The organism is Thalassolituus sp. UBA6592 (genome assembly GCF_002433655.1).
Taxonomy (GTDB): domain Bacteria; phylum Pseudomonadota; class Gammaproteobacteria; order Pseudomonadales; family Oceanobacteraceae; genus Venatoribacter.
Window position 1 is genome coordinate 1 of sequence record NZ_DJIO01000113.1, and the last position, 20,556, is coordinate 20,556.

Annotated in this window: 23 protein-coding genes and 3 tRNA genes; 21 read left to right on the plus strand and 5 right to left on the minus strand. The window is 53.2% G+C overall.

Annotated features, from left to right (window positions below; translation table 11 throughout):
• Positions 1-261: 261 nt before the first annotated feature.
• Positions 262-1,125, minus strand: coding sequence for a LysR substrate-binding domain-containing protein (locus tag B2Z72_RS10490; RefSeq protein WP_296982671.1), 864 nt, complete (start codon positions 1,123-1,125; stop codon positions 262-264).
• Positions 1,126-1,279: 154 nt separating this feature from the next.
• Here B2Z72_RS10490 and B2Z72_RS10495 point away from each other — a divergent pair, with 154 nt between their 5' ends.
• The 13 genes from B2Z72_RS10495 to nadA all read left to right on the plus strand — a co-directional run bounded on the left by B2Z72_RS10495 (position 1,280) and on the right by nadA (position 11,020).
• On the plus strand, positions 1,280-2,530 hold the full coding sequence (locus tag B2Z72_RS10495) for an MFS transporter (protein ID WP_296982670.1): 1,251 nt from the start codon (positions 1,280-1,282) through the stop codon (positions 2,528-2,530).
• A 118-nt stretch (positions 2,531-2,648) separates the two neighbouring features.
• Complete coding sequence (ruvA, locus tag B2Z72_RS10500; protein WP_296982669.1) at positions 2,649-3,254, plus strand: Holliday junction branch migration protein RuvA; 606 nt, start codon at positions 2,649-2,651, stop codon at positions 3,252-3,254.
• Between the two features lie 16 nt (positions 3,255-3,270).
• Positions 3,271-4,299, plus strand: a complete 1,029-nt coding sequence (gene ruvB, locus B2Z72_RS10505) for a Holliday junction branch migration DNA helicase RuvB (RefSeq protein ID WP_296982668.1) — start codon at positions 3,271-3,273, stop codon at positions 4,297-4,299.
• A complete protein-coding gene (gene ybgC, locus B2Z72_RS10510; RefSeq protein ID WP_296982667.1) occupies positions 4,296-4,715 on the plus strand; it encodes a tol-pal system-associated acyl-CoA thioesterase in 420 nt (139 codons plus the stop codon). Before ruvB ends, ybgC begins: the two co-directional genes overlap by 4 nt.
• A gap of 25 nt (positions 4,716-4,740) precedes the next feature.
• A complete protein-coding gene (gene tolQ / locus B2Z72_RS10515; protein ID WP_296982666.1) occupies positions 4,741-5,475 on the plus strand; it encodes a protein TolQ in 735 nt (244 codons plus the stop codon).
• 1 nt (position 5,476) lies between these two features.
• Complete coding sequence (tolR, locus tag B2Z72_RS10520) at positions 5,477-5,926, plus strand: protein TolR (protein WP_296982665.1); 450 nt, start codon at positions 5,477-5,479, stop codon at positions 5,924-5,926.
• A 1-nt stretch (position 5,927) separates the two neighbouring features.
• A complete protein-coding gene (gene tolA / locus B2Z72_RS10525) occupies positions 5,928-6,761 on the plus strand; it encodes a cell envelope integrity protein TolA (protein ID WP_296982664.1) in 834 nt (277 codons plus the stop codon).
• Positions 6,755-8,035 carry a Tol-Pal system beta propeller repeat protein TolB gene (gene tolB / locus B2Z72_RS10530; protein ID WP_296982663.1) on the plus strand — a complete coding sequence of 427 codons (1,281 nt, stop codon included), beginning with the start codon at positions 6,755-6,757 and terminating at the stop codon, positions 8,033-8,035. The genes tolA and tolB overlap by 7 nt, the downstream gene beginning before the upstream one ends.
• 29 nt (positions 8,036-8,064) lie before the next feature.
• On the plus strand, positions 8,065-8,610 hold the full coding sequence (gene pal, locus B2Z72_RS10535) for a peptidoglycan-associated lipoprotein Pal (protein WP_296982662.1): 546 nt from the start codon (positions 8,065-8,067) through the stop codon (positions 8,608-8,610).
• Positions 8,610-9,428, plus strand: coding sequence for a YbgF trimerization domain-containing protein (locus B2Z72_RS10540; protein WP_296982661.1), 819 nt, complete (start codon positions 8,610-8,612; stop codon positions 9,426-9,428). Before pal ends, B2Z72_RS10540 begins: the two co-directional genes overlap by 1 nt.
• A 166-nt stretch (positions 9,429-9,594) precedes the next feature.
• A tRNA-Lys gene (locus B2Z72_RS10545) sits at positions 9,595-9,670 on the plus strand.
• 80 nt (positions 9,671-9,750) lie between these two features.
• Positions 9,751-9,826 (plus strand) — tRNA-Lys (locus B2Z72_RS10550).
• A gap of 159 nt (positions 9,827-9,985) precedes the next feature.
• Positions 9,986-11,020 (plus strand): quinolinate synthase NadA, encoded by a 1,035-nt coding sequence (gene nadA, locus B2Z72_RS10555; RefSeq protein WP_296986295.1) that lies wholly within the window; start codon positions 9,986-9,988, stop codon positions 11,018-11,020.
• Positions 11,021-11,040: 20 nt separating this feature from the next.
• On the opposite strand, the gene B2Z72_RS10560 is transcribed toward nadA, so the two are convergent.
• Positions 11,041-12,489, minus strand: a complete 1,449-nt coding sequence (locus B2Z72_RS10560; protein ID WP_296986298.1) for a M48 family metalloprotease — start codon at positions 12,487-12,489, stop codon at positions 11,041-11,043.
• 193 nt (positions 12,490-12,682) lie between these two features.
• On the opposite strand from B2Z72_RS10560, the gene B2Z72_RS10565 reads away from it, so the two are divergent.
• The 7 genes from B2Z72_RS10565 (at position 12,683) to B2Z72_RS10595 (ending at position 18,065) form a co-directional block, all read left to right on the plus strand.
• Positions 12,683-12,925 carry a sulfurtransferase TusA family protein gene (locus B2Z72_RS10565; RefSeq protein ID WP_296986300.1) on the plus strand — a complete coding sequence of 81 codons (243 nt, stop codon included), beginning with the start codon at positions 12,683-12,685 and terminating at the stop codon, positions 12,923-12,925.
• Positions 12,926-12,928: 3 nt separating this feature from the next.
• Complete coding sequence (locus B2Z72_RS10570; protein ID WP_296986303.1) at positions 12,929-13,996, plus strand: AI-2E family transporter; 1,068 nt, start codon at positions 12,929-12,931, stop codon at positions 13,994-13,996.
• Between the two features lie 85 nt (positions 13,997-14,081).
• Complete coding sequence (gene dapA, locus B2Z72_RS10575; RefSeq protein ID WP_297004777.1) at positions 14,082-14,957, plus strand: 4-hydroxy-tetrahydrodipicolinate synthase; 876 nt, start codon at positions 14,082-14,084, stop codon at positions 14,955-14,957.
• Entirely contained in the window at positions 14,957-15,601 is a 645-nt protein-coding gene (gene bamC, locus B2Z72_RS10580) for an outer membrane protein assembly factor BamC (protein ID WP_297004762.1), read from the plus strand. The genes dapA and bamC overlap by 1 nt, the downstream gene beginning before the upstream one ends.
• The gene (locus B2Z72_RS10585) at positions 15,598-16,359 is read left to right on the plus strand and encodes an MBL fold metallo-hydrolase (protein ID WP_296983033.1); all 762 of its coding nucleotides are present in this window, start codon (positions 15,598-15,600) and stop codon (positions 16,357-16,359) included. Before bamC ends, B2Z72_RS10585 begins: the two co-directional genes overlap by 4 nt.
• A 38-nt stretch (positions 16,360-16,397) precedes the next feature.
• Entirely contained in the window at positions 16,398-17,111 is a 714-nt protein-coding gene (purC, locus tag B2Z72_RS10590) for a phosphoribosylaminoimidazolesuccinocarboxamide synthase (RefSeq protein ID WP_296983032.1), read from the plus strand.
• Positions 17,112-17,309: 198 nt separating this feature from the next.
• On the plus strand, positions 17,310-18,065 hold the full coding sequence (locus tag B2Z72_RS10595) for a TIGR04219 family outer membrane beta-barrel protein (RefSeq protein ID WP_296983031.1): 756 nt from the start codon (positions 17,310-17,312) through the stop codon (positions 18,063-18,065).
• Between the two features lie 85 nt (positions 18,066-18,150).
• Here B2Z72_RS10595 and B2Z72_RS10600 read toward each other — a convergent pair whose 3' ends face one another.
• Positions 18,151-18,963, minus strand: coding sequence for a hypothetical protein (locus B2Z72_RS10600; RefSeq protein ID WP_296983030.1), 813 nt, complete (start codon positions 18,961-18,963; stop codon positions 18,151-18,153).
• A gap of 381 nt (positions 18,964-19,344) precedes the next feature.
• Between B2Z72_RS10600 and B2Z72_RS10605 the strand changes: the two genes are divergently transcribed.
• Positions 19,345-20,037: an FKBP-type peptidyl-prolyl cis-trans isomerase gene (locus B2Z72_RS10605; protein WP_296983029.1), complete on the plus strand. Its 693-nt coding sequence runs from the start codon at positions 19,345-19,347 to the stop codon at positions 20,035-20,037.
• 102 nt (positions 20,038-20,139) lie between these two features.
• Here B2Z72_RS10605 and B2Z72_RS10610 read toward each other — a convergent pair whose 3' ends face one another.
• A complete protein-coding gene (locus B2Z72_RS10610) occupies positions 20,140-20,388 on the minus strand; it encodes a hypothetical protein (protein WP_296983028.1) in 249 nt (82 codons plus the stop codon).
• Positions 20,389-20,479: 91 nt separating this feature from the next.
• Positions 20,480-20,556 (minus strand) — tRNA-Pro (locus B2Z72_RS10615).

Genomic DNA, 20,556 nt, shown 5'->3' on the forward strand with positions numbered 1-20,556 from the left:
CAGATTGGGTCTGAACTACTACATCCGCCGATGGCACGACCACCACAGACTACACAGTCGAGATTACACACACGTCCAGTGGCTGTTCGGCAGAATTTCCATGCACTGACTAGATTGGTCAGTGCCGCGGCTGTATCTCTTTCTGATTTAAGTTGCCCCTTTTTAGGGGGCGACTTTGTTTTGGGGGCGGCTTTTGGGGCGAGCTAACGATGGCAGAAATGAATAATGGCCGTTCCATATTCAGAACCGCTGATCAAACCACTACTGGTTTTCTTCTATACGGAACAGCGGGTTTTCTTCAATAATCGCTTCCAGTCGTCGTGTTGCTTCATTAACGTTCGCGGCAATAAATAACGTCACTTCGGTTTCCGGCAAAGGCGGCAGCTCTTCACGGATAACCAGCAGATCATCTTCCACCGAATGGGTCGGAATAATGCCGACACCGATGCCAGCGCGTACGGCGGCCAGAACGCCGGTGCGGCTCTGGCTGATAAACGATACGCGGTAAGGAATATTCGCTTTATCCAGTGCCTGGCAGGCGTACCAGCGATGGCAGCAGCCTTCATCAAAGGTGGCCAGCGGCAATGTCTGCTCATAATTAATCACGTGATCGCGTCCGCTGACCCATACCAGCTCATCGCGACGCAGGCGGGTGCCGCCTTCACTGTCGGCCAGCATTTCTACTAAAGCGATATCCAGCTTGCCGTTGTTCAGCATATCTATCAGATATTCCGGGCGGTGGTCGCAATACACTTCCAGCTCGGCTTCCGGGTAGCTGAGGATAAATTCCTGCAGCAGCGGTGCCAGTGTGCGGCTGGCGTATTGATCGTGGGTGCCCAGCCGTACTTTGCCGTTGATCTCAATATTCTGAAAGGAGCCGACAATCTGGTCATGCAGGTTGAGCAGCTGCTGGGCATGAGCTTTCAGCTGTAATCCGGCGGCAGTAAGGCTGACGCCATGCTGTCCGCGTCGCATCAGTGGATTGGCTATCAGGTCTTCCAGGCGGTTGAGCTGCATGCTCACCGTCGAAGGCGCTTTGTGCAGGCGGCGGGCAGCCTCGGTGAGGTTGAGGGTGTCAGCCACCACGACAAAGGTGCGCAGCAGATTGATGGGCAGATCTTTCATGGTTTCAGAATTCAATAAATATGAACGTAGAATTTAATATTTATCGTTTTTACGAATGAATGCAAGGGGCATAGGATACGCTCATTCGCCTGGGCAACTGATTTCAGTGGCGCGGGCCTGGCAGCAGTATTTCCATAACGATGGAGCATTACCGATGCGCATGACCGCCACTTTTGCCCTTAATCAGCTGATTACTCACGGTTTTGGTGTGTATCTGTTCGCCGCACTGGTGGCACTGATGCAGAACTCGGTTGGCATTACGCACTGGCACCTGGCCTTAATCGGCGCGCTTTCGCAGTTGTCCTATCTGGCAGGTGCTATGTTGATGGGCGCCTTTGGCGACAGGCTGGATTCCGGACGCAGTATGCTGGTGACCGGTTCGGTTATCAGTGTCTCGCTGTTGAGTATGGCGTGGCTGGAGAATCCGGTCCTGATTGTGGCGGTACTGACGCTGATGTCTGCCTGTGCCGCTATCAGCTGGAGTTCGCTGGCTGAACTGACTACCCGTTACGGCGATCCTCAATATCATTCGACTAACCTGTCCACCGCCGCCAGCGGTACCGCCTGGGGTTTCAGCCTGAACGGCCTGTTGCTGTTGATGCTGGTGCCACAGTTTGGCTGGCGCAGTGGCTGGATTGTGACCGGGCTGCTGGCATTGCTGACCGTCGTACTGACTTTCTTTATGTTGCGCGCGCTGAATCGCCAGCATCGTAAGCCGAATCCATTGAACGAAGAGAGCGAGACTCATTCTGTGGTGTTGGGCGGCGAACATTTCAGTACCAATCTCAGTGGACTGTCTGCGCGCCAGCTGCTGCGTACCGTCTTTCGCGAGCGTACCGCGTTTCTGGCCAGTGTGATTTGTCTGGGTTTTGGTTTTTCCTCTGTGATTTTCTCCACCTGGCTGAATACCTATCTGGCGGAGCTGGAGTTGCCAGCAACACTGGGCGGTTACAGCTGGACGGCGGCAGGCCTGACCGGTATGGCTGCAGGTTTTCTGATGGGCAAGCTTGCGGACCGTAAGGGCCATGGCAGCGCCATGCTGATCGGCTTTGCGGCATTTACCCTGAGTCTGCTGGCATTTCAGTACGCGCCGCAGAAGTTCGTTACTCTGGTGGGCTTTGGCTACGGTCTGATGTACTTCCCTATGTGGGGCATTGTGCTGGGGTGGGTCAGCCGTAAGTATTCTGCCCGGGTAACTATGCAGATGAACAGCGTCACCATTGTCTGTTTTGGTGTGGGCGGCGCGCTGGGTAACCTGATTGCCGGCAGTATTCAGCAGGTGCAGGGCAGTCTGGTGGATGTTTACCGGATGATCACGATCATTGCTCTGTTACTGACCATGATTGCGGCGTATATCTGGCTGACTGAGCGGACACTGAAAAAACCGGCGGCGGAAGCTGTCTGATTTTCGCTGAACCGGTGCCAGGTCCTGGCCAGAACTGGTTATTTTTACAGTCCCTGATTGAGGATAGGTGGGCATGCTGGTAGGCTAGCTCACTTTATCTGATGGCTGTTTAATCCCCATGATTGGTCGTTTACAGGGCATTATTCTTGAAAAGCAGGCGCCTGAGCTGCTGATTGACGTGAATGGCGTCGGTTACGAAGTTCAGGCTCCGATCTCCACCTTTGCTACCCTCGGCCAGACCGGCTCGGTAGCGGTCCTTTATACTCACCTCGCAATCCGTGAAGACGCTCACCAGCTGTATGGCTTCAGTGATAAATCACAGCGCACTCTGTTCCGCACTCTGATTAAAGTCAGTGGTGTTGGCCCTAAGCTGGCGCTGGCGATTCTGTCCGGTATGGATGTGAATTCCTTTGCTGCCTGTGTGCACGCCGAAGACGTCACCGCGCTGACCAAATTACCGGGCGTTGGTAAGAAAACGGCGGAACGCCTTATTGTTGAAATGCGCGATCGCCTGAAAGAATGGCAGGCTCCAGCGCCATTGTGGGCGGCAGCTGATGCGGCGGATAAAGCATCAGTGGATGCCATGCTGCTGGAGGCCGAAGGCGCGCTGATTGCTCTGGGTTACAAACCACAGGACGCCTCGAAGATGCTGAACAAAGTGTCGGGTGCCGAGACGCCGGAAGAAATGATCCGTCTGGCACTGCGCAATACGCTTGGCCGCTGATCACTGAGGACAAGGAATGATTGAGACCGATCGCTTTATCAGTGCCGAGCCGGCCCGTGGCGAAGAGCATATGGATCGTGCCATCCGCCCGAAATCGCTGGCGGAATACATTGGCCAGCCCCATGTGCGCGAACAGATGGAAATCTTTATTGGCGCGGCCAAAGCCCGTGGCGAGGCTCTGGATCACACGCTGGTATTCGGTCCGCCGGGGCTGGGTAAAACCACATTGGCCAATATCATTGCCGAAGAAATGGGCGTGCAGATTAAATCGACCTCAGGTCCGGTGCTGGAAAAAGCCGGTGACCTCGCAGCACTGCTTACTAACCTCGAAGAAGGCGATGTTCTTTTTATTGATGAAATTCACCGCCTGAGTCCGGCAGTGGAAGAAGTGCTGTATCCGGCAATGGAAGATTACCAGCTGGATATTATGGTCGGCGAAGGCCCGGCAGCGCGCTCGATTAAAATTGACCTGCCGCCTTTTACCCTGGTTGGCGCTACCACCCGCGCTGGTCTGCTGACCTCGCCGCTGCGCGACCGTTTCGGTATCGTGCAGCGTCTGGAGTTTTACAACATTGCCGATTTATCCGGCATCGTGGCGCGCAGTGGTCGTCTGCTGGAACTGCAGGTGGATGACCGCGGTGCTGAAGAAATCGCCCGGCGTGCCCGTGGTACGCCACGTATTGCTAACCGTTTACTGCGCCGTGTACGCGATTACGCTCAGGTGAAAGGTGATGGTACGGTCAATCATACCTGTGCCGATGCGGCGCTGAATATGCTTAATGTGGATGCACAGGGCTTCGATCATATGGACCGTCGCCTGCTGCTGACTCTGCTGGAAAAATACGATGGTGGCCCGGCCGGTGTGGATAGCCTGGCGGCTTCTATCGGCGAAGAACGCGATACCATTGAAGATGTGCTGGAGCCCTATCTGATGCAGCAGGGCTATATCACCCGCACGCCGCGGGGCCGTATGGCGACCAAACTGGCCTATCTGCATTTTGGTCTGGATCTGCCATCCCGTTTTAATCAGGAAGATGAATCATGACCTTTGCATGGCCGTTGCGTGTCTATATAGAAGACACTGATGTCGGCGGCATTGTCTACTACGCCAATTATTTCCGTTACCTTGAGCGCGCCCGCACAGAGTGGCTGCGCGCCATGGGGTACAGTCAGGAAATACTGCGTCATGATGATGTACTGCTGATTGTGCGCGATGTTCAGGCTAAATATCGCCTGCCGGCGAAACTCGACGATGAACTAACTGTCACGGTTGAACTCGAAACTCAGCGTAAAGCCAGCGCTGTTCTTAAGCAGAGTGTGTACCGCGATGGTGATGTCGGTCGTGAGTGTTTACTCACGGCAGAAATAGGCATTGCCTGTATAACTACGGAGGGGCGCCCACGCGCATTTCCACCAGAGATTTTTACCGCCATGTCAGCGACAGCTGATGCGGCGGAATGAACGATGATGACTATCAGGAGCTGATGTGAACGAATCCGTATCAATTTTTTCTTTGATTATTAACGCCAGCATTGTGGTGCAGCTGGTGATGCTGATGCTGCTGGCGGCATCGGTAGCAAGCTGGATAGTCATCGTTCAGCGTACCCGTCTGTTACGCGCCAGCCGCGAGCAGATGCTCGAGTTTGAAGATCGCTTCTGGTCCGGTGTTGATCTCAATGAGCTGTACCGCGAATGCCAGAAAAATCCGCTGCCAAGCAACGTCGAAAACGTCTTTATGGCTGGCCTGAAAGAATTCAGCAAAATGCGTCAGCAGAATACTTCCGATCCGGATGCGGTGATGGCCGGTGTTCAGCGTGCCATGCGCATTGCCATTACCCGTGAATCTGAAGCACTGGACACCCATCTGCCGTTCCTGGCGACGGTTGGTTCAACCAGCCCGTATGTCGGTCTGTTTGGTACAGTATGGGGGATTATGCATTCCTTCCAGGGCCTGGCCAGCGTAAAACAGGCGACCATTGCCACGGTTGCTCCGGGTATTTCTGAAGCCCTGGTGGCGACGGCAATGGGTCTGTTTGCGGCGATTCCGGCGGTGATTTTCTACAACCGTTTTGCTACCCGTGTGGATCAGCAGGTGACGGCTCTGCAAACGTTCTCCGATGAATTTTCATCTCTGCTGTACCGTCAGGCGCTGAAAATGCAGCAGACCGCCAAATCCGAATCCCAGAAAGCTGAAGCTGCCAAAAAAGACGCGGAGCACTGAGATGGAACCAGCACCGGCTCCGGCGCCAAAACGCCGGCCTATGTCTGAAATCAACGTAGTGCCATATATCGATGTGATGCTGGTGCTGCTGATTATTTTTATGGTGACAGCTCCGATGCTGGTGCAAAGCGTACCGGTAAATCTGCCGGACGTTGATGCTACGCCAACCGAAATCGAACCAGACGACAGCACCATTATTATTACCGTCAATGAGCGCGGTATTTATTATATCGAGCGCGATGAAGGTAATCCGACGGCGATGATCCTGCAGGAAATCGTCGACTATGCAGAAAAGATTAAAGCCACCGTACCGGAAACCCGGGTGATGATCCGCGGTGATGATCAGGTGCCGTACGGCAAAGTCGTTGCCTTAATGGGCGGTCTGCAGGGAGCTGGCATCAGTAATGTCGGACTGATTACCGAAGCTCCGGATCCGGAGGCCAGTCGCTGATATGAGCTGGCTTGATCCGCAGCGTTATTCGCTGCCGGTGGTGGTGTCTGTTGGTTTGCATATTCTGATTGGTTTGCTGTTTCTGTTTCAGTGGCCAACCGAACATCGTGTGCCGGAACCGGTTCCGCAGCACATGATTGCCAACGTGGTACAGACAGAAAATAAAGCGGTTAAGCAACGTGAAGAGCAGGCCGCGAAAGAACAGCGGCGCAAAGAGCAGGCGGCTAAGCGTGAAGCTGAACGTAAAAAGCAGCAGGCTGCTGAACAGAAAAAAGCCCGTGAAAAAGCTCAGCGTGAAAAACAGTTAGCTGAACAGAAAGCGCGCGAAAAAGCTGCGAAGGAAAAAGCAGCAAAAGAAAAAGCCGCCAAAGACAAAGCGGCTGCTGAACAGAAAGCTCAGCAGCAGGCAAAAGAAAGAGCACAACAGGAACAGCAGTTGCTGGAGCAGTTGGCCAAAGAGCAGGCGGCGGAAGAACGACGCGCTCAGGAGCAGGCCAGAAAAGCTGCTGAAGAAGCGGCTCGTCAGGCAGAGTTAGCAGAAGCCATGACCGCGGATGCAACCACTGCGATCCGCAGCAAAGTGGAATCGGTCTGGCAGTATCCGCCGGCGGTGCGTCCGGATCAGACGGTAACGGTAAGAATTGTCCTGGTGCCGACCGGGCAGGTGATGGATGTAAAAGTGGTTAAGTCCAGTGGCAATGCAGCCCTTGACCGCTCAGTGGAGCAGGCTGTGTTAAAAGCATCGCCATTGCCGGTACCAAAAGATCCAAGAGTGTTCGAGCAGAATTTCCGTACTATTACTTTTAATTTCACACCGGAGAATGCGACGTGGTAAAACGCAGTATCTTTTTATTTATTCTGTTCGCCTGCAATCTGGTTCACGCCGAACTGACGATTGAAATTACTCAGGGTAAGCAGAGCGCTATCCCGGTTGCCGTGGTGCCTTTTGACTGGAAGGGCAGTCAGCCGCTGCCGGAAGACATCAGCGCAATTATTACCAACGATCTGGGCTCCAGTGGTTATTTCCGCACACTGCCCGCAGGCAATATGATCAGTCAGCCAACCAGCCTGTCTCAGGTTGTGTATGGTGACTGGGCAAATCTGCGTCAGGATTTTGTGGTAATCGGATCGGTTGAGCTGTTGCCGGAAGGTTACGCAGTACAGTTCCATGTCCTGGATGTACATCAGAAAATGGAAATCCTGCGGCATCGGGTGCGCGGTAAGGCCAGCCAGCTGCGTGATCTGGCGCATTACATCAGCGATTACATTTTTGAAAAGATCACCGGCGTACCGGGCGTATTTTCTACCAAGCTGATTTATGTGACCACCAATCGTGAGCGTACCCGCTTTAATCTGAATTACGCGGATGCCGATGGCGCGCGTGAACAACTGATTTTTACCTCTGATGATCCGATTATTTCTCCGGCCTGGTCCCAGGACGGAAAGAAAGTGGCCTACGTGTCTTTTGAAAATGGTCACAGTGAAATCTTCTTCCAGGAGCTTTCTTCCGGAAAACGTGAACGGGTCGTCGCTTTTGAGGGGTCAAACAGTGCTCCTGCCTTCTCTCCGGACGGAACCAAGCTGGCTTTTGTGCACTCGAAGCTTGGTAACCCTGACATTTATGTTATGGATCTGGCGACGAGAAAAACCGAACGCATGACCAACCATTATGCGATCGATACGGAGCCACAATGGGGAGTGAATGGAGACACTATCTATTTTACTTCCAGCCGTGCGGGTGGTCCGCAGGTATACAAACTGGACACTGGCAGTAAGGCCGTCACGCGGGTGACGTACGAAGGTGCCTATAATGCCCGGGCCCGTATCACGGCAGACGGACGTAAGCTGGTTTATGTGCACCGCAGTGGTGAAAGATTCCACATCGCTTCGCAGGATTTGAAAAGCGGACTGGTGCACATTCTGACAAGTGAAACTAATTTGGATGAGTCACCTAGTGTTGCACCTAACGGAAGTATGGTAATTTATGCTGCAAGTGAAGCGAATCGTAGTATCCTTGCAGCGGTTTCCGTTGATGGGGATGTAAAATTCCGCTTACCATCCAAATATGGTGATGTCAGGGAACCAGCCTGGTCGCCGATTTTTAAATAACTTAACTCACTTCGGACTGGAAGACTGTTATGCAAACTACTGCACTGTATAAAACCCTGGGTCTGGCACTGTGTGCCGCATTCATCTCTGCTTGTTCTAGCACTGGCGACGTTGAAGAAGGTACTTCATCTGAAGCGACCGCAACTGAAACTGAAGCAGAAGCAACTCAGGCTGTAGACACTGCTGCTGTTGATGGTGAATCTCTGGAAGCTGAAGCTGCTGCCGCTCAGGCTGCTCTGCTGGAACAGACTGTGTTCTACTTCGACTTCGACGAAAGCACTATCAAGAGTGAAAGCAAGGCTGCTCTGATGGCTCACGCTGCATACCTGGCTGCTAACGGCTCTGCTCAGGTTGTTCTGGAAGGTCACGCTGATGAGCGCGGTACTGTTGAATACAACCTGGCTCTGGGCGAGCGTCGTGCCATGGCTGTACGTCGTTTCCTGATGGCGAACGGTGCATCTTCTTCTCAGATGAAAGTTGTAAGCTTCGGTGAAGAACGTCCAGCAGTAATGGGCAGCTCTGCAGAGTCTTACGCTAAAAACCGTCGTGTTGAAGTGAAATACCAGAGCAATTAATGAAAGCAGTCGTCCTGACCGTACTTGCAGCAGTTTCTGCTGCAGGTGCATACGCGGATGACGAGTGGGTTTCGGTTGGTGGTACCACCCAGGTAGCACCGGCCGGGTCCGCAACAACCATCGATTCATCCAAACGGGCTGTCGTTCAGACGCCTGTCATCAGTGCCTCTCCCGCACCGGATTCTCCGGTATCCTCCGATCTGTTATCTGAACTCTATCTGCAGGTTGAACAAATGCAGTCTGAAATTGCCATGCTGCGTGGTCAGCTGGAAGAGCAGACGCATCAGCTGCAGCGTATGAAGCAGGAACAGCAGGAGCGTTATCTCGATCTTGATCGCCGTGTATCCGGGCTTTACACCTCGCCACCGCAAACCACTGCTCCGGCTGCCACTGTCGCGCCACAGCAACCTGTTGCTGGTGGGGCAGAGCAACAGCCACAGTTGTCTGCCGCTGATGCGTATAAGCAGGCGCAGAAGCTGATGTACGATAAAAAGTACACAGAGGCGAATGCTGCCTATGAGACGCTGGCTGCTCAGAATCCTGGTGACCCTCTGGCGGTCAATGCCATTTACTGGAGTGGTGAGATTTATCTGCTGCAGGGCGATCTGGATAAAGCGCTGATGCGTTTCCGCGATGTGGTCGATAAACATCCGGATCACATCAAGGTACCGGATGCCATGTACAAAACCGGCTATACGCTGGGGCGTCAGGGAAAAACCGCTGAGGCCAGACAATGGATGCAGAAGGTGGTCGATCAGTATCAGGGTAAAGCTGATACGGTTGTCCGGCTTGCCAGAAACTATCTGGAATCCCATTAAGGAAAATCGCCTGATTTCCCTGCAAAGCCCGGCCCTGCCGGGCTTTTGCGTTTCTGATTGGTTATCTTTTAGCCGGAAATTCTGCCTAAGTGACTGAAAGTGAAACTTTTTTTAAAAAAAGGGTTGTCACGTCCTCAAATTTAAGTATTATATGCGCCTCTTCCGGGGGTCGTTAGCTCAGCTGGTAGAGCAGTTGGCTTTTAACCAATTGGTCGCAGGTTCGAATCCTGCACGACCCACCACTTTTAAAAATTTGGATCGGAAGATAAGTTACTGAAAAGATTGACAATTTTCGATTTTACGGTAACATAGCCAGCACTTAGGGTCGTTAGCTCAGCTGGTAGAGCAGTTGGCTTTTAACCAATTGGTCGCAGGTTCGAATCCTGCACGACCCACCAAATTCCGAAAGGGAGAAAGTTAAGAGCTTTCTCCCTTTTTTGTTGGCCGGAATATATTGGTAAAAACAATTGTTAGGGTTGCACAATCATACCGGACGCGGATTGGGTGGCCTGTGGTATCATCCGCACTGACTGAAAGAACCCAGAACAGAGTCTGCTATGAACGAATCCGTAAACGGTTCCCGCGAAATTATCCGGGATTACTGGACCAACGCCCCGGCACCCCTGAGTGAGGCTGAGAGTACAGCGCTCAAGCAGGAGATCCGCGAATTATTGCGCCAGGAAGACGCCGTTCTGGTCGCTCACTACTACACCGATCCTGAGATTCAGGCACTGGCTGAAGAGACCGGTGGCTGTGTCGCTGATTCCCTCGAAATGGCCCGCTTCGGTCATGATCACAAAGCCAGTACGCTGGTGGTTGCCGGTGTGCGCTTTATGGGCGAAACGGCAAAAATTCTGAGTCCGGAAAAACGCATTCTGATGCCAACGCTGGAAGCGACCTGTTCGCTCGATCTGGGCTGTCCGGTGGATGAATTTTCCGCTTTCTGTGATCAGCACCCGGAGCGCAAAGTGGTGGTGTATGCCAACACCTCTGCGGCAGTAAAGGCGCGTGCAGACTGGGTTGTTACCTCAAGCATTGCGCTGGATGTGGTTGCACACCTGAAGAGTCAGGGCGAGAAAATCATCTGGGCGCCGGATAAACATCTGGGTAACTATATCGAGCGCGAAACCGGCGCTGATATGCTGATGTGGGACAGCGCCTGTATCGTCCACGACGAATTCAAAGCCAAAGCGCTGGAAGATCTGAAAAAGGTACATCCGGAAGCAGCCATTCTGGTTCACCCGGAATCACCTCAGAGTGTGGTGGAAATGGCCGATGCGGTTGGTTCAACCAGTCAGCTGATCAAGGCTGCGCAGTCTCTGCCTAATGAGACTCTGATTGTCGCTACCGATAAAGCCATCTTCTATAAAATGCAGCAGGCGGCGCCTGGTAAGCTTCTGATTGAAGCGCCGACCGCCGGCAATGGTGCAACCTGTCGCAGCTGTGCGCATTGTCCATGGATGGGTATGAACGGTCTGCAGAATATCCGTGATGTGCTGAAAAACGGCGATCAGGAAATCTTTATTGATGAAGCCCTGCGTCAGCAGGCGATTGTCAGTCTGCAGCGTATGCTGGATTTCAATAAGGGCTGATTAAGCCCTTATTTCCCTCTCTATTGCAGCTGGCTCAGGCTGGCTGCCATGATTCTCAGTCGCTGACTGATGATTGATTCCTGCTGAAAATCCCCGGCTTTTTTTGCTTCCTGTAATGCCAGTTCCATTTGTCGTAAGGCCCGCGCCTGCTGACCGGAAAAAAACAGGTATTCGCCGTTGGCGCGGAACGACGTGAGCTTCATCTGTGCATGTTCCGCGGCTTCCGCCAGGCGTTGCCATAACCAGGGTGTGGTCGGGCGCTTGTCACAAAGATTCTGCAGAACGCGTACGGCCCGCGCTGATTCATCATGGTCATCAAGAATGCTGGCTTTGGTGGTCAGCAGTACCAGATTCTGAGGGGCATAAGTCAGTGCTTTATCCAGTGTGATGATAGCTTTTTCCGTATCTCCCTGAGCGGCTGTGACACGGGCGTCGAGGGCACTCACGGCAGCGTGTTGATTCCAGGGGCTGATAATATCGTCGAGGTATTTGCGCGCCTCATCCGGTTTTTTCTGTTCCAGTGCCAGACTGGCGAGGTTGTAACTGGCTGCGGCAAAGTCACCGCTGCCGCGCGGATTACGGCTGCGTATTTCCTGCAGATACTGACCGACTTCGCTCTCATCCAGCTGGTAACGGCGCATGGCACCCTGTTTCAGAATCAGAAATTCGAGGCTGGTCAGACGTGGTTTACGCGGATACTGTTCAGCCCGGCCGGCGGCGTCCGCTACCCGTGATTCGGTTACCGGGTGAGTCAGCAGAAATTCGGGCGGGCGGCTGCTGAAGCGGTTGGCATACAGCATTTGCTCAAACATGCTCGACATGGCGTGTGGGTCGAGACCGGCTGCCACTAGCGTGCGCATACCGAGACGGTCGGCTTCCTGTTCCCATTCACGGGAGAAGGCCAGCTGATTCTGAATAGTGGCTGCCTGGCCGGCCATCAGTCCGGCAAAACCGGCGTTGGTGTTATTGGTAGCAATCAGCAGAATACTGGCCAGCAGGGTGGCAATGGCCACCGGTTCCTGACGCTGGGCCTGTTCAACCCGGCGCGCGTAATGGCGCTGGCTGAGGTGTGCAAGTTCGTGCGCGAGCACCGAAGACACTTCGTCTTCGTCCTGGGCGTAAAGCAGCAGACCGTAATTGATACCGATGATGCCGCCGGGAACGGCAAAGGCGTTGAGGTTAGGCTGGTCAACGACAACAAATTCCAGGTCGGGATGATTCAGTCCGGAATAGGGCACCAGACGGTAAATCTGGTTTTCCAGAAACGTGGTCAGCATCGGGTCACTCAGGGTCGGCGCCTGCGCGCGCAGTTGCCTGAGCCAGATACGGCCAAGGGTGTATTCCTGTTGCAGTGATACGTAACCCGAGGTTGAGTCGCCCAGCGACGGCAGGTCTCCGCTATTAGCGTTTACCTGGGTGGCGAGGCAGGCGGTTAATCCGAGGGCGATAGATAAGCGTGCAAGTAACAAAAAGCTGATCCTGAATCCGGTGACTTCGTTAGACCGGGCGCCAGCAGATAGTTCAGGCGGACTGCTGCGCACTGTGTTTAGGCCGGTTTTGCTCTTATCGCATTGAATACCGGCGTCTTCTCAGCAGGGATACAGGGACTGTTTTCCGGCGCTGAGTTATACTGCCTGACCAGTTTGGCAAAAGGCTTATAGCGTGTCTAATCAATCTCATTATGATCATTATCTCGACGCCAGGGAACTTAACTGTCCGATGCCTTTACTCAAGACCAAACTGGCACTGAAAAACCTGGCTGAGGGTGAGGTGCTGAAAGTCTCTGCGACTGACCGGGGATCGATGCTGGATATTCCGAAATTTCTGTCGTTGACTGACCACCAGTTGCTCAGCTGCGATGAAACCGACAGCGAATGCCATTTCTGGATTAAAAAGGGAGTCTGACGGATGCTGAACGTATTCCGCCGCTGGATTGATCGTTACTTCTCGGACGAAGAAGCACTGGTATTGCTGTTGTTGATCACTGCCGTACTGGTCATTGTGGTTACGTTGGGTAAGGTGCTTGCGCCGTTTCTGACGGCATTGATTCTGGCTTATCTGTTACAGGGGGCGATGAACACCTGTAAGCGTATTGGCATGGGGCATCTGGGCGCGACTATTACCGTGTTTCTCGGTTTTGTCGGCGTACTGATGTTGCTGCTGTTTTTTATTCTGCCCGCCGCCTGGCAGCAGCTGACCCAATTTTTTTACGAGTTACCGAAAATGGCGTCAAAGGGCCAGGGTGCGCTGATGATGCTGCCGGAACAATATCCGGAGCTGGTGACCGAAGCCCAGGTAAAAGAATGGACCAAGCAGATCGGCGATGAGCTGGCTTCTATGGGGCAATGGGCAGTGAGCTTTTCCATAACCGGTATCACCGGGCTGATGTCGGTGCTGATTTACTGCGTGCTGGTGCCGATTCTGGTGTTTTTCCTGCTCAAGGACTCCGAAAAAATCGTCAACTGGTGCAACAGCTTTTTGCCTCACAGACGCCAGTTGCTGGATCGGATCTGGGGTGAAATGGACGAACAGATCGCAAATTATATCCGTGGTAAGGCGCTGGAGATTGCCGTTGTTGGTATCACCACCTACATCGCTTTTATCATTCTGGGGATTAACTACGCCGCGTTACTGGCCATCGGTGTGGGTCTGTCGGTGCTGGTGCCATACATTGGCGCGGCGGTCGTTACCATTCCGATTGCCCTGGTGGGTTACGTACAGTGGGGCTGGAGTGACAGTTTTATCTGGCTGATGGTGGTGTACGGTATTATTCAGGCACTGGATGGCAATGTGCTGGTGCCTCTGCTGTTTTCTGAAGTGGTGAATCTGCATCCGGTGGCCATTATTGTCGCCGTACTGGTGTTCGGTGGTTTGTGGGGCTTCTGGGGTGTGTTTTTTGCCATCCCGCTGGCGACCTTGCTGAAAGCAGTAATGCAGGCCTGGCCTGAGTCCGGCAGCACGGAAGAGTCGGTTTAACTGACTTGTCACCAAACGCCTGCACCAGTAGACTTGCGCCTTTGATTTTATGTGCCCGACGGGCAGTTTTTTGGAGTAAAGCTTGATGATTACCGGCAGTATCGTGGCTATGGTAACCCCAATGCACGCCGACGGCAGTGTTGATTGGGAACGTCTGGACCAGTTAGTGGAATTCCACATTAAGGAAGGTACGGATGCCATCGTCGCGGTTGGTACCACCGGTGAATCAGCTACCCTGAGCACCGCCGAACACTGCGACGTGATTGAGCGTGTCATTAAGGTGGCTGGCGGACGTCGTCCGATCATCGCCGGCACTGGCGCGAACTCCACCTCCGAAGCCATTGAGCTGACTCAGGAAGCCAAAAACCTGGGTGCGGATGCCTGTCTGCTGGTGACTCCGTATTACAACAAGCCGCCACAACGCGGCATCATCAAGCATCACGAAGCCATTGCGGCAGCCGTTGATGTGCCACAGATTCTGTACAATGTTCCGGGCCGTACCGCCTGTGACATGCTGCCGGAAACCATCGCCGCGCTGGCAGACATCGAACAGATTGTTGCTGTTAAAGAGGCGACCGGCGATCTGGAACGTGCGCGTAAGGTGATTGAACTGGTCGGTGACCGTATGGCGGTGTATTCCGGTGACGATCCGACCGCCAGCGATCTGATTCTGTTGGGTGGTAAAGGCAACATCTCGGTAACCGCTAACGTAGCGCCAAAAATGATGCACGAGCTGTGCATGCTGGCGCTGGATGGTAAAGCCGATGAAGCCCGCGCACTGAATGAAAAACTGATGAACCTGCACAAGTCTCTGTTCTGCGAAGCTAACCCGATTCCGGTGAAATGGGCCATGCAGCGTATGGGGCTGATGGAAGGTGGCATCCGCCTGCCACTGGTCGAGCTTGATGAGCGTTACCATGCCAAAGTTGAGCTGGCGCTGACTTCATACGGACTGATCTGATGACAGCTTCCCGTACTCTGATGCTGCTGGCCGTGCTGATGGCCAGCGGTTGCAGTCTGTTGCCGGATGATAACGCCATGGCGTATCTGGATGCAGAAGAACAGCCGGAAACTCAGGTCCCGGCTGGCAGCACACCGCTGAATACGGCTCAGGCTTATCCTATCCCTGAGCTGCCGGTCACGCCGGCAAAACCTACCGAATTTGAAGTACCTATGCCGGCGGCTTACCGCGAAGAGCAGGGTGAAAATGTCGCGACACTGACTGAATATCAGGCGACGGACGCTAATGCGCGTCTGGAGCAGGACGGTGCCGGTACTCTGATTCTGCGTCTTGATGGCAACTACGCCAACAACTGGGCGCGGGTCACCGAAGCGCTGGCAGCTTCATCACTGAAAATGACCGACCTTAACCGCAGCACAGGTACCTATTACCTTGAAGTGGTTACCCGGGCTGCGGATGAGAATCTGAGCTGGTGGGGTCGTCTTTGGGGCAATGATGAGCCGGAAGTTGCGGTATATATGCTGAAAATGAACCGCGCCCGTAACGGTGTCTATCTGTCGCTGCTGACCGATGCCGATACGCTTGCGGATGAAGCCCTGACACGGGACGTACTGGAAGAAATCAAGCGCCAGCTGAGTCAGTGAGATATTGTTCGTTAGGCAGTGGCAGCCGCGGTAATGCTACCCTGGTCGCCACGGATGATCAGGCCCTGTTGATCGACTGCGGGTTCAGCCGCAAAGTTATTATGCAGCGCCTGCAGGAAGCGCAGCAGAATCCACAGACACTGGTCGGCGTGTTTGTTACCCACGAACACGGTGATCACGCCAAAGGTGTGCAGGCTCTGTGCGAACTGCTGGATATTCCGATTTATTCATCCTTCGGCACCGCGCGTAAAATGGGCTGGACGGAACATGCACTGTGGCAGTGTATCCGTTCGGAGCAGCCGGTTGAGCTGGGTTCTATGGATGTTTTCCCGGTCGTCGTCCCCCATGATGCGGAAGAGCCGCTGCAGTTTGTGGTGCAGAGCACTGCCGGTAAGCGCCTCGGGGTATTGTCTGACCTTGGCACCCTGACGCCGCATATATTGCAGGCCTACAATGGTTGTCATGGTCTGCAGCTGGAAGCGAATCATGATCCGGTGATGCTGATGAATGGCCCTTATCCTCCAGGTTTACGGGCCCGGGTCGCCGGCAATTTCGGCCATCTGAGTAATCAGCAGTGTGCCGAGCTGCTGCAGCGTCTGCACTGGCAGGGGCTGCAACATGTGACCGCCGGTCACATCAGCGAAAAGAATAATGCCAGAGAGCTGGTGAGCCAGACTCTGAGCGGAATATTAGGGTGCAGGGCAGAGGAAGTGAAATTGCTCGATCAGGATTCCATTTCTGCCTGGCTGCATCTTTAACCGAAAAAACCTATCTGTTTTTAATTCCGGAGACTCCGATGGAAAAACGTGAATTACTTTATTCTGGCAAGGCGAAATCTGTGTATACCACGGATGATCCGGATTACATGGTGCTTGAATTCCGTAACGATACTTCTGCATTTGATGGTAAGAAAGTCGAGCAGCTGGATCGTAAAGGCATGGTGAACAACACCTTTAACGCCTTCATCATGACCCGCCTGGCAGAAGCCGGTATTCCAACGCACTTCGAGCGTCAGCTGTCCAGCACCGAGTCTCTGGTAAAGCGTCTGGACATGATTCCGCTGGAATGTGTGGTACGTAATATTGCAGCCGGCAGCCTGTGTCGTCGTCTCGGTGTGGAAGAGGGTATTGATCTGCTGCCACCGACCTTCGAACTGTTCCTGAAGAACGATGCGCTGGGCGATCCTATGGTGAATGAATACCATGCCCGTTCCTTTGGCTGGGTAGAAGATCAGCATCTGGAACGCATGAAAGAACTGACCTTTAAAGTGAACGAAGTGCTGAAGCAGATTTTCCTCGATGGCGGTCTGCTGCTGGTGGATTCCAAGCTGGAATTTGGTCTGTTCAACGGTGAAGTGGTTCTGGGCGATGAATTCTCTCCGGACGGCTGCCGCCTGTGGGACAAAGACACCCGCGAAAAACTCGACAAAGACCGCTTCCGTCAGGGGCTGGGTGGTGTTGTTGAAGCTTATGAAGAAGTAGGCCATCGTATCGGTATTACCTTCCCATAATTCCTGCTGATAGCCGGCTGGCGCACTCTCCCCGGATGCGCTGGCCTGTTATGTGATTTATCCCACCGTTTATCCATTCTTTATGCCGAAATAATTGGCATTGTAATAATTTCTGGGCAAACTAGTTCCACTTGTGGCAACTCTGAGTAAACGTCAGTGGTGGCCAGCCCGAAAATACTTACAAATGGGATAAATTCAATGAAGAAGACTGCCCTCGCTATTGCCGTTCTGGCAATGACTCCTTTTGCCGCTCAGGCGGATCTGCTGTTTACCGTTGGTGCCAAAGCCAGCGTCTGGAACACAGAGTCAAAAGGTGATCTGGATGAAGGTGTATCGGTGGAAGACGATGGCCTGAATCTCGACAAAGAAAATGGTACTCAGATTTCAGTATTTTTCGAACATCCGGTGCCTTTCCTGCCAAACATTAAAGTACGTAATACTTCACTGGAAATTGAAGGTGATGGCTCACTGGTTGCTGCATCCTTTGCTGATCAGACCTTTAACGAGAATGTCACCAGCCGTATGGATCTGACCCATAATGACCTGACTCTGTACTGGGGGCTGCCGCTGCCGGTACCTTTCCTTGATATTAACTTCGGTCTGAACGCCCGTCAGTTTGATGGTGATGCGGAAGTGTCCGGTGAAATTTCCGGCCGCACTGAAACCGTTGATCTCGATTTCGTTCTGCCGATGGTTTATGGCGAAGTCAAAATTAATACACCAATCGGTATTTACGGTAACGTCGATATTAATTACGTTGGCTATGGCGATAACAAAATGAGCGATATCAGCTATGGTCTGGGTTACGACCTGCCGATTCCGGTTGTTGATCTGGGTATTGAAGCGGGTTACCGCTCCCTGAACCTGCAGACCGATCCGGATGATGTGGATATCGATGCTGATGTTGATGTATCCGGTACTTACTTCGGTGCATCGCTGTCCGTTGGTTTCTGATTGACGGATTGTGTGAACGCATAAAAAAAGCGGCTATGCCGCTTTTTTTATGTCTGCTTTTTATGCACGAAACTGTGCGCCTGTTTTATTCAGCTTCGCGAATAAATTGCGCCAGAATTTTTTTGCTCTTCCTGTCGCCGACTGTGGCGCTGACCACTTCGGCGCGCACAGCATGGGTTGGGTGTTTACGGTACTCAGTATCCAGATAGCAGCGTTCCAGGGTGCAAAGGCGTACACCTAACTGCAGTACGACAGAACGGGCAGAGGTGTAGGGGTAGGCCGCTTCCGGCGTAGTTTGCCAGGAAATGTCCTCAAACAGGCCGGGTTCCCAAAGCCATTCCGCATCGTTGTTCGTCAGAATTCCGTAGGTTTTGAAATTCAGCATGGCGGCCACCCAGCGCTGACCACGGTCACGTAATACCTGTTGGCCGAGACGGTTTTCTTCGGTGTCTTCTTTCAGGGTAAATTCCAGCACCGATTTGGCCTGCTGGCCTGGCTGGTACATGGCTTCGTCATCGGGAAATAACGGGCTGTAATCAGCACTGTTGGGCAGGTTACGCATGCCGACAATGGTGAAGCTCTGTTTTTTCGCACTGTAATTGTATTTTGCTGCCTGCAGTTCAAACTTAATAAAGTAGGTTCCACCGGCGCTGAAACTGTTTTCGGCATTGCTGCTGAACAGGCTGTTAATCTGTTTCGTGCTCAGTCTGTTCTGCCGTTGCCAGGCTTTTTCTGCCTGCGCGGTACGCAGTGTGATGCGCTGTTCACGCAGGGCAGCTTCCTGCTGGGCGGCCAGGGCTGCCTGTTCTGCCTGCTGGGCGCGCAGCATTTCCATGCGGTGCTGTTCTTCCCGGGATGGGCCGCTGCAGGCCGAGAGTGTCAGGACACAGCTCATCACAAGTAGTCCGTACTTCATTCTTTGTCCTCTCTGATGATTTTGTCTGATTATATCCAGCTGGCGGAAAATATCGCGGTTTAACACCGGTTTTACTGACCTTAAAGGACAATCCGGGAAAGACTGTGCACTCCGGCTGTACTGGACACGGGCAGGGTGCTGTGAGAGTCTTGCCGCCGCTGCGGCACCGGGTCTGGTTTTTAATCATCAACCCTGATGTGCCGGGTTTTGATAGGGGTGAGCAGACTCAGGCAGTAACACGGTGTCGGGCGGAAACTTACCGCAGTGGTTGGGGTCAGAACCCTCCTGCATTCGCTGTCATATAAATTCATCACGGCATGTAGTAACGTACAGGCTGTTGCAAAACCCAAGCAAGGATAACCAATGAATCTGAAGAAAACCGTACCGGCTGTTGTGCTGGGCACTTTGTTATTGGCCGGTTGTGGTCAGGAGGAAAAAGTGAAGTTAGAAAATCATGTTGATCAGGCCAGCTACGGCGTCGGTCTGAATATTGGCCGTCAGCTGTCCCAGGAAGGTGTGGACATGAATGCAGACGCAGTAGCGGCTGGTATTAAAGACGCTCTGAGCGGTGCTGAACAGCAAGTTGATGATGAAACTCTGAAAGCGGCATTCGAAAAACTGCGTGAAGAACAGATGCGTAAGCAGCAGGCTCTGAACGACGCAGCGGCTCAGGCCGGTAACGATTTCCTTGCTGAAAATGCAAAACGTGACGGCGTAACTGTGACTGAATCCGGTCTGCAGTACGAAGTTCTGGCCTCCGGTGACGACAGCCAGCCAACCCCACTGCCAACCGATACCGTGCGTGTTCACTACCACGGCACTCTGATCGACGGCAGCGTATTTGACTCTTCTGTTGAGCGTGGTGAACCAGCTCAGTTCCCGGTTAACGGCGTAATTAAAGGTTGGGTAGAAGCCCTGCAGATGATGCACCCTGGCGACAAGTGGAAGCTGTTTATTCCAGCTGAACTGGCTTACGGCGCCCGTAGCCCAAGCCCGGCTATCCCAGCTAACTCTGCGCTGGTATTTGAAGTAGAACTGCTGGAAATCGTTAAGTAATCCGGCTTTCTGCACGATAAAAAGACAGCGGCTTTGGCCGCTGTTTTTTTATGCCTGTCATTCGTAGTCATCAGATTTTGCAGTCTGTCTGCTGGCCTTTATTTATTCGGCCTGAGCTGAGGCCTGAGAGGATTTCGGTAAATATTCCGCGGAACGCTGAATGCATTCGGACAGGTCAGCCACAGTGCGGCGCAGCTTGTTCAGCTGGCTTTCATTCAGGCTGATGACTTCGGCACATTGGCGGCATTCGATGCTGGTGCTGTGCAGGATATCCGATGCACGGCTTGACGTGATGGTTCTGCAGGCAGGGCAGGCGACCGGGTACAGAGTGGCGTAGGCAACAGTGTTCACAGCAGTCCCATAAAGTAATGGTAAACCGGTAAACTAATGCAAAAGATTGAGTATTAGAAGGAGGAAGTGTAAGAAGTGTCACCTAAAAAAGTGGTCGGGGTAGAGAGATTCGAACTCCCGACATCCTGGTCCCAAACCAGGCGCGCTACCAGACTGCGCTATACCCCG

Excerpts from the sequence above, each read along its gene's own strand:
- B2Z72_RS10490 (WP_296982671.1), bottom strand. The coding sequence starts at position 1,125 with ATGAAAGATCTGCCCATCAATCTGCTGCGCACCTTTGTCGTGGTGGCT.
- B2Z72_RS10495 (WP_296982670.1), top strand. The coding sequence starts at position 1,280 with ATGCGCATGACCGCCACTTTTGCCCTTAATCAGCTGATTACTCACGGT.
- ruvA (WP_296982669.1), top strand. The coding sequence starts at position 2,649 with ATGATTGGTCGTTTACAGGGCATTATTCTTGAAAAGCAGGCGCCTGAG.
- ruvB (WP_296982668.1), top strand. The coding sequence starts at position 3,271 with ATGATTGAGACCGATCGCTTTATCAGTGCCGAGCCGGCCCGTGGCGAA.
- ybgC (WP_296982667.1), top strand. The coding sequence starts at position 4,296 with ATGACCTTTGCATGGCCGTTGCGTGTCTATATAGAAGACACTGATGTC.
- tolR (WP_296982665.1), top strand. The coding sequence starts at position 5,477 with ATGGAACCAGCACCGGCTCCGGCGCCAAAACGCCGGCCTATGTCTGAA.
- tolA (WP_296982664.1), top strand. The coding sequence starts at position 5,928 with ATGAGCTGGCTTGATCCGCAGCGTTATTCGCTGCCGGTGGTGGTGTCT.
- pal (WP_296982662.1), top strand. The coding sequence starts at position 8,065 with ATGCAAACTACTGCACTGTATAAAACCCTGGGTCTGGCACTGTGTGCC.
- B2Z72_RS10540 (WP_296982661.1), top strand. The coding sequence starts at position 8,610 with ATGAAAGCAGTCGTCCTGACCGTACTTGCAGCAGTTTCTGCTGCAGGT.
- nadA (WP_296986295.1), top strand. The coding sequence starts at position 9,986 with ATGAACGAATCCGTAAACGGTTCCCGCGAAATTATCCGGGATTACTGG.
- B2Z72_RS10570 (WP_296986303.1), top strand. The coding sequence starts at position 12,929 with ATGCTGAACGTATTCCGCCGCTGGATTGATCGTTACTTCTCGGACGAA.
- dapA (WP_297004777.1), top strand. The coding sequence starts at position 14,082 with ATGATTACCGGCAGTATCGTGGCTATGGTAACCCCAATGCACGCCGAC.
- bamC (WP_297004762.1), top strand. The coding sequence starts at position 14,957 with ATGACAGCTTCCCGTACTCTGATGCTGCTGGCCGTGCTGATGGCCAGC.
- purC (WP_296983032.1), top strand. The coding sequence starts at position 16,398 with ATGGAAAAACGTGAATTACTTTATTCTGGCAAGGCGAAATCTGTGTAT.
- B2Z72_RS10595 (WP_296983031.1), top strand. The coding sequence starts at position 17,310 with ATGAAGAAGACTGCCCTCGCTATTGCCGTTCTGGCAATGACTCCTTTT.
- B2Z72_RS10605 (WP_296983029.1), top strand. The coding sequence starts at position 19,345 with ATGAATCTGAAGAAAACCGTACCGGCTGTTGTGCTGGGCACTTTGTTA.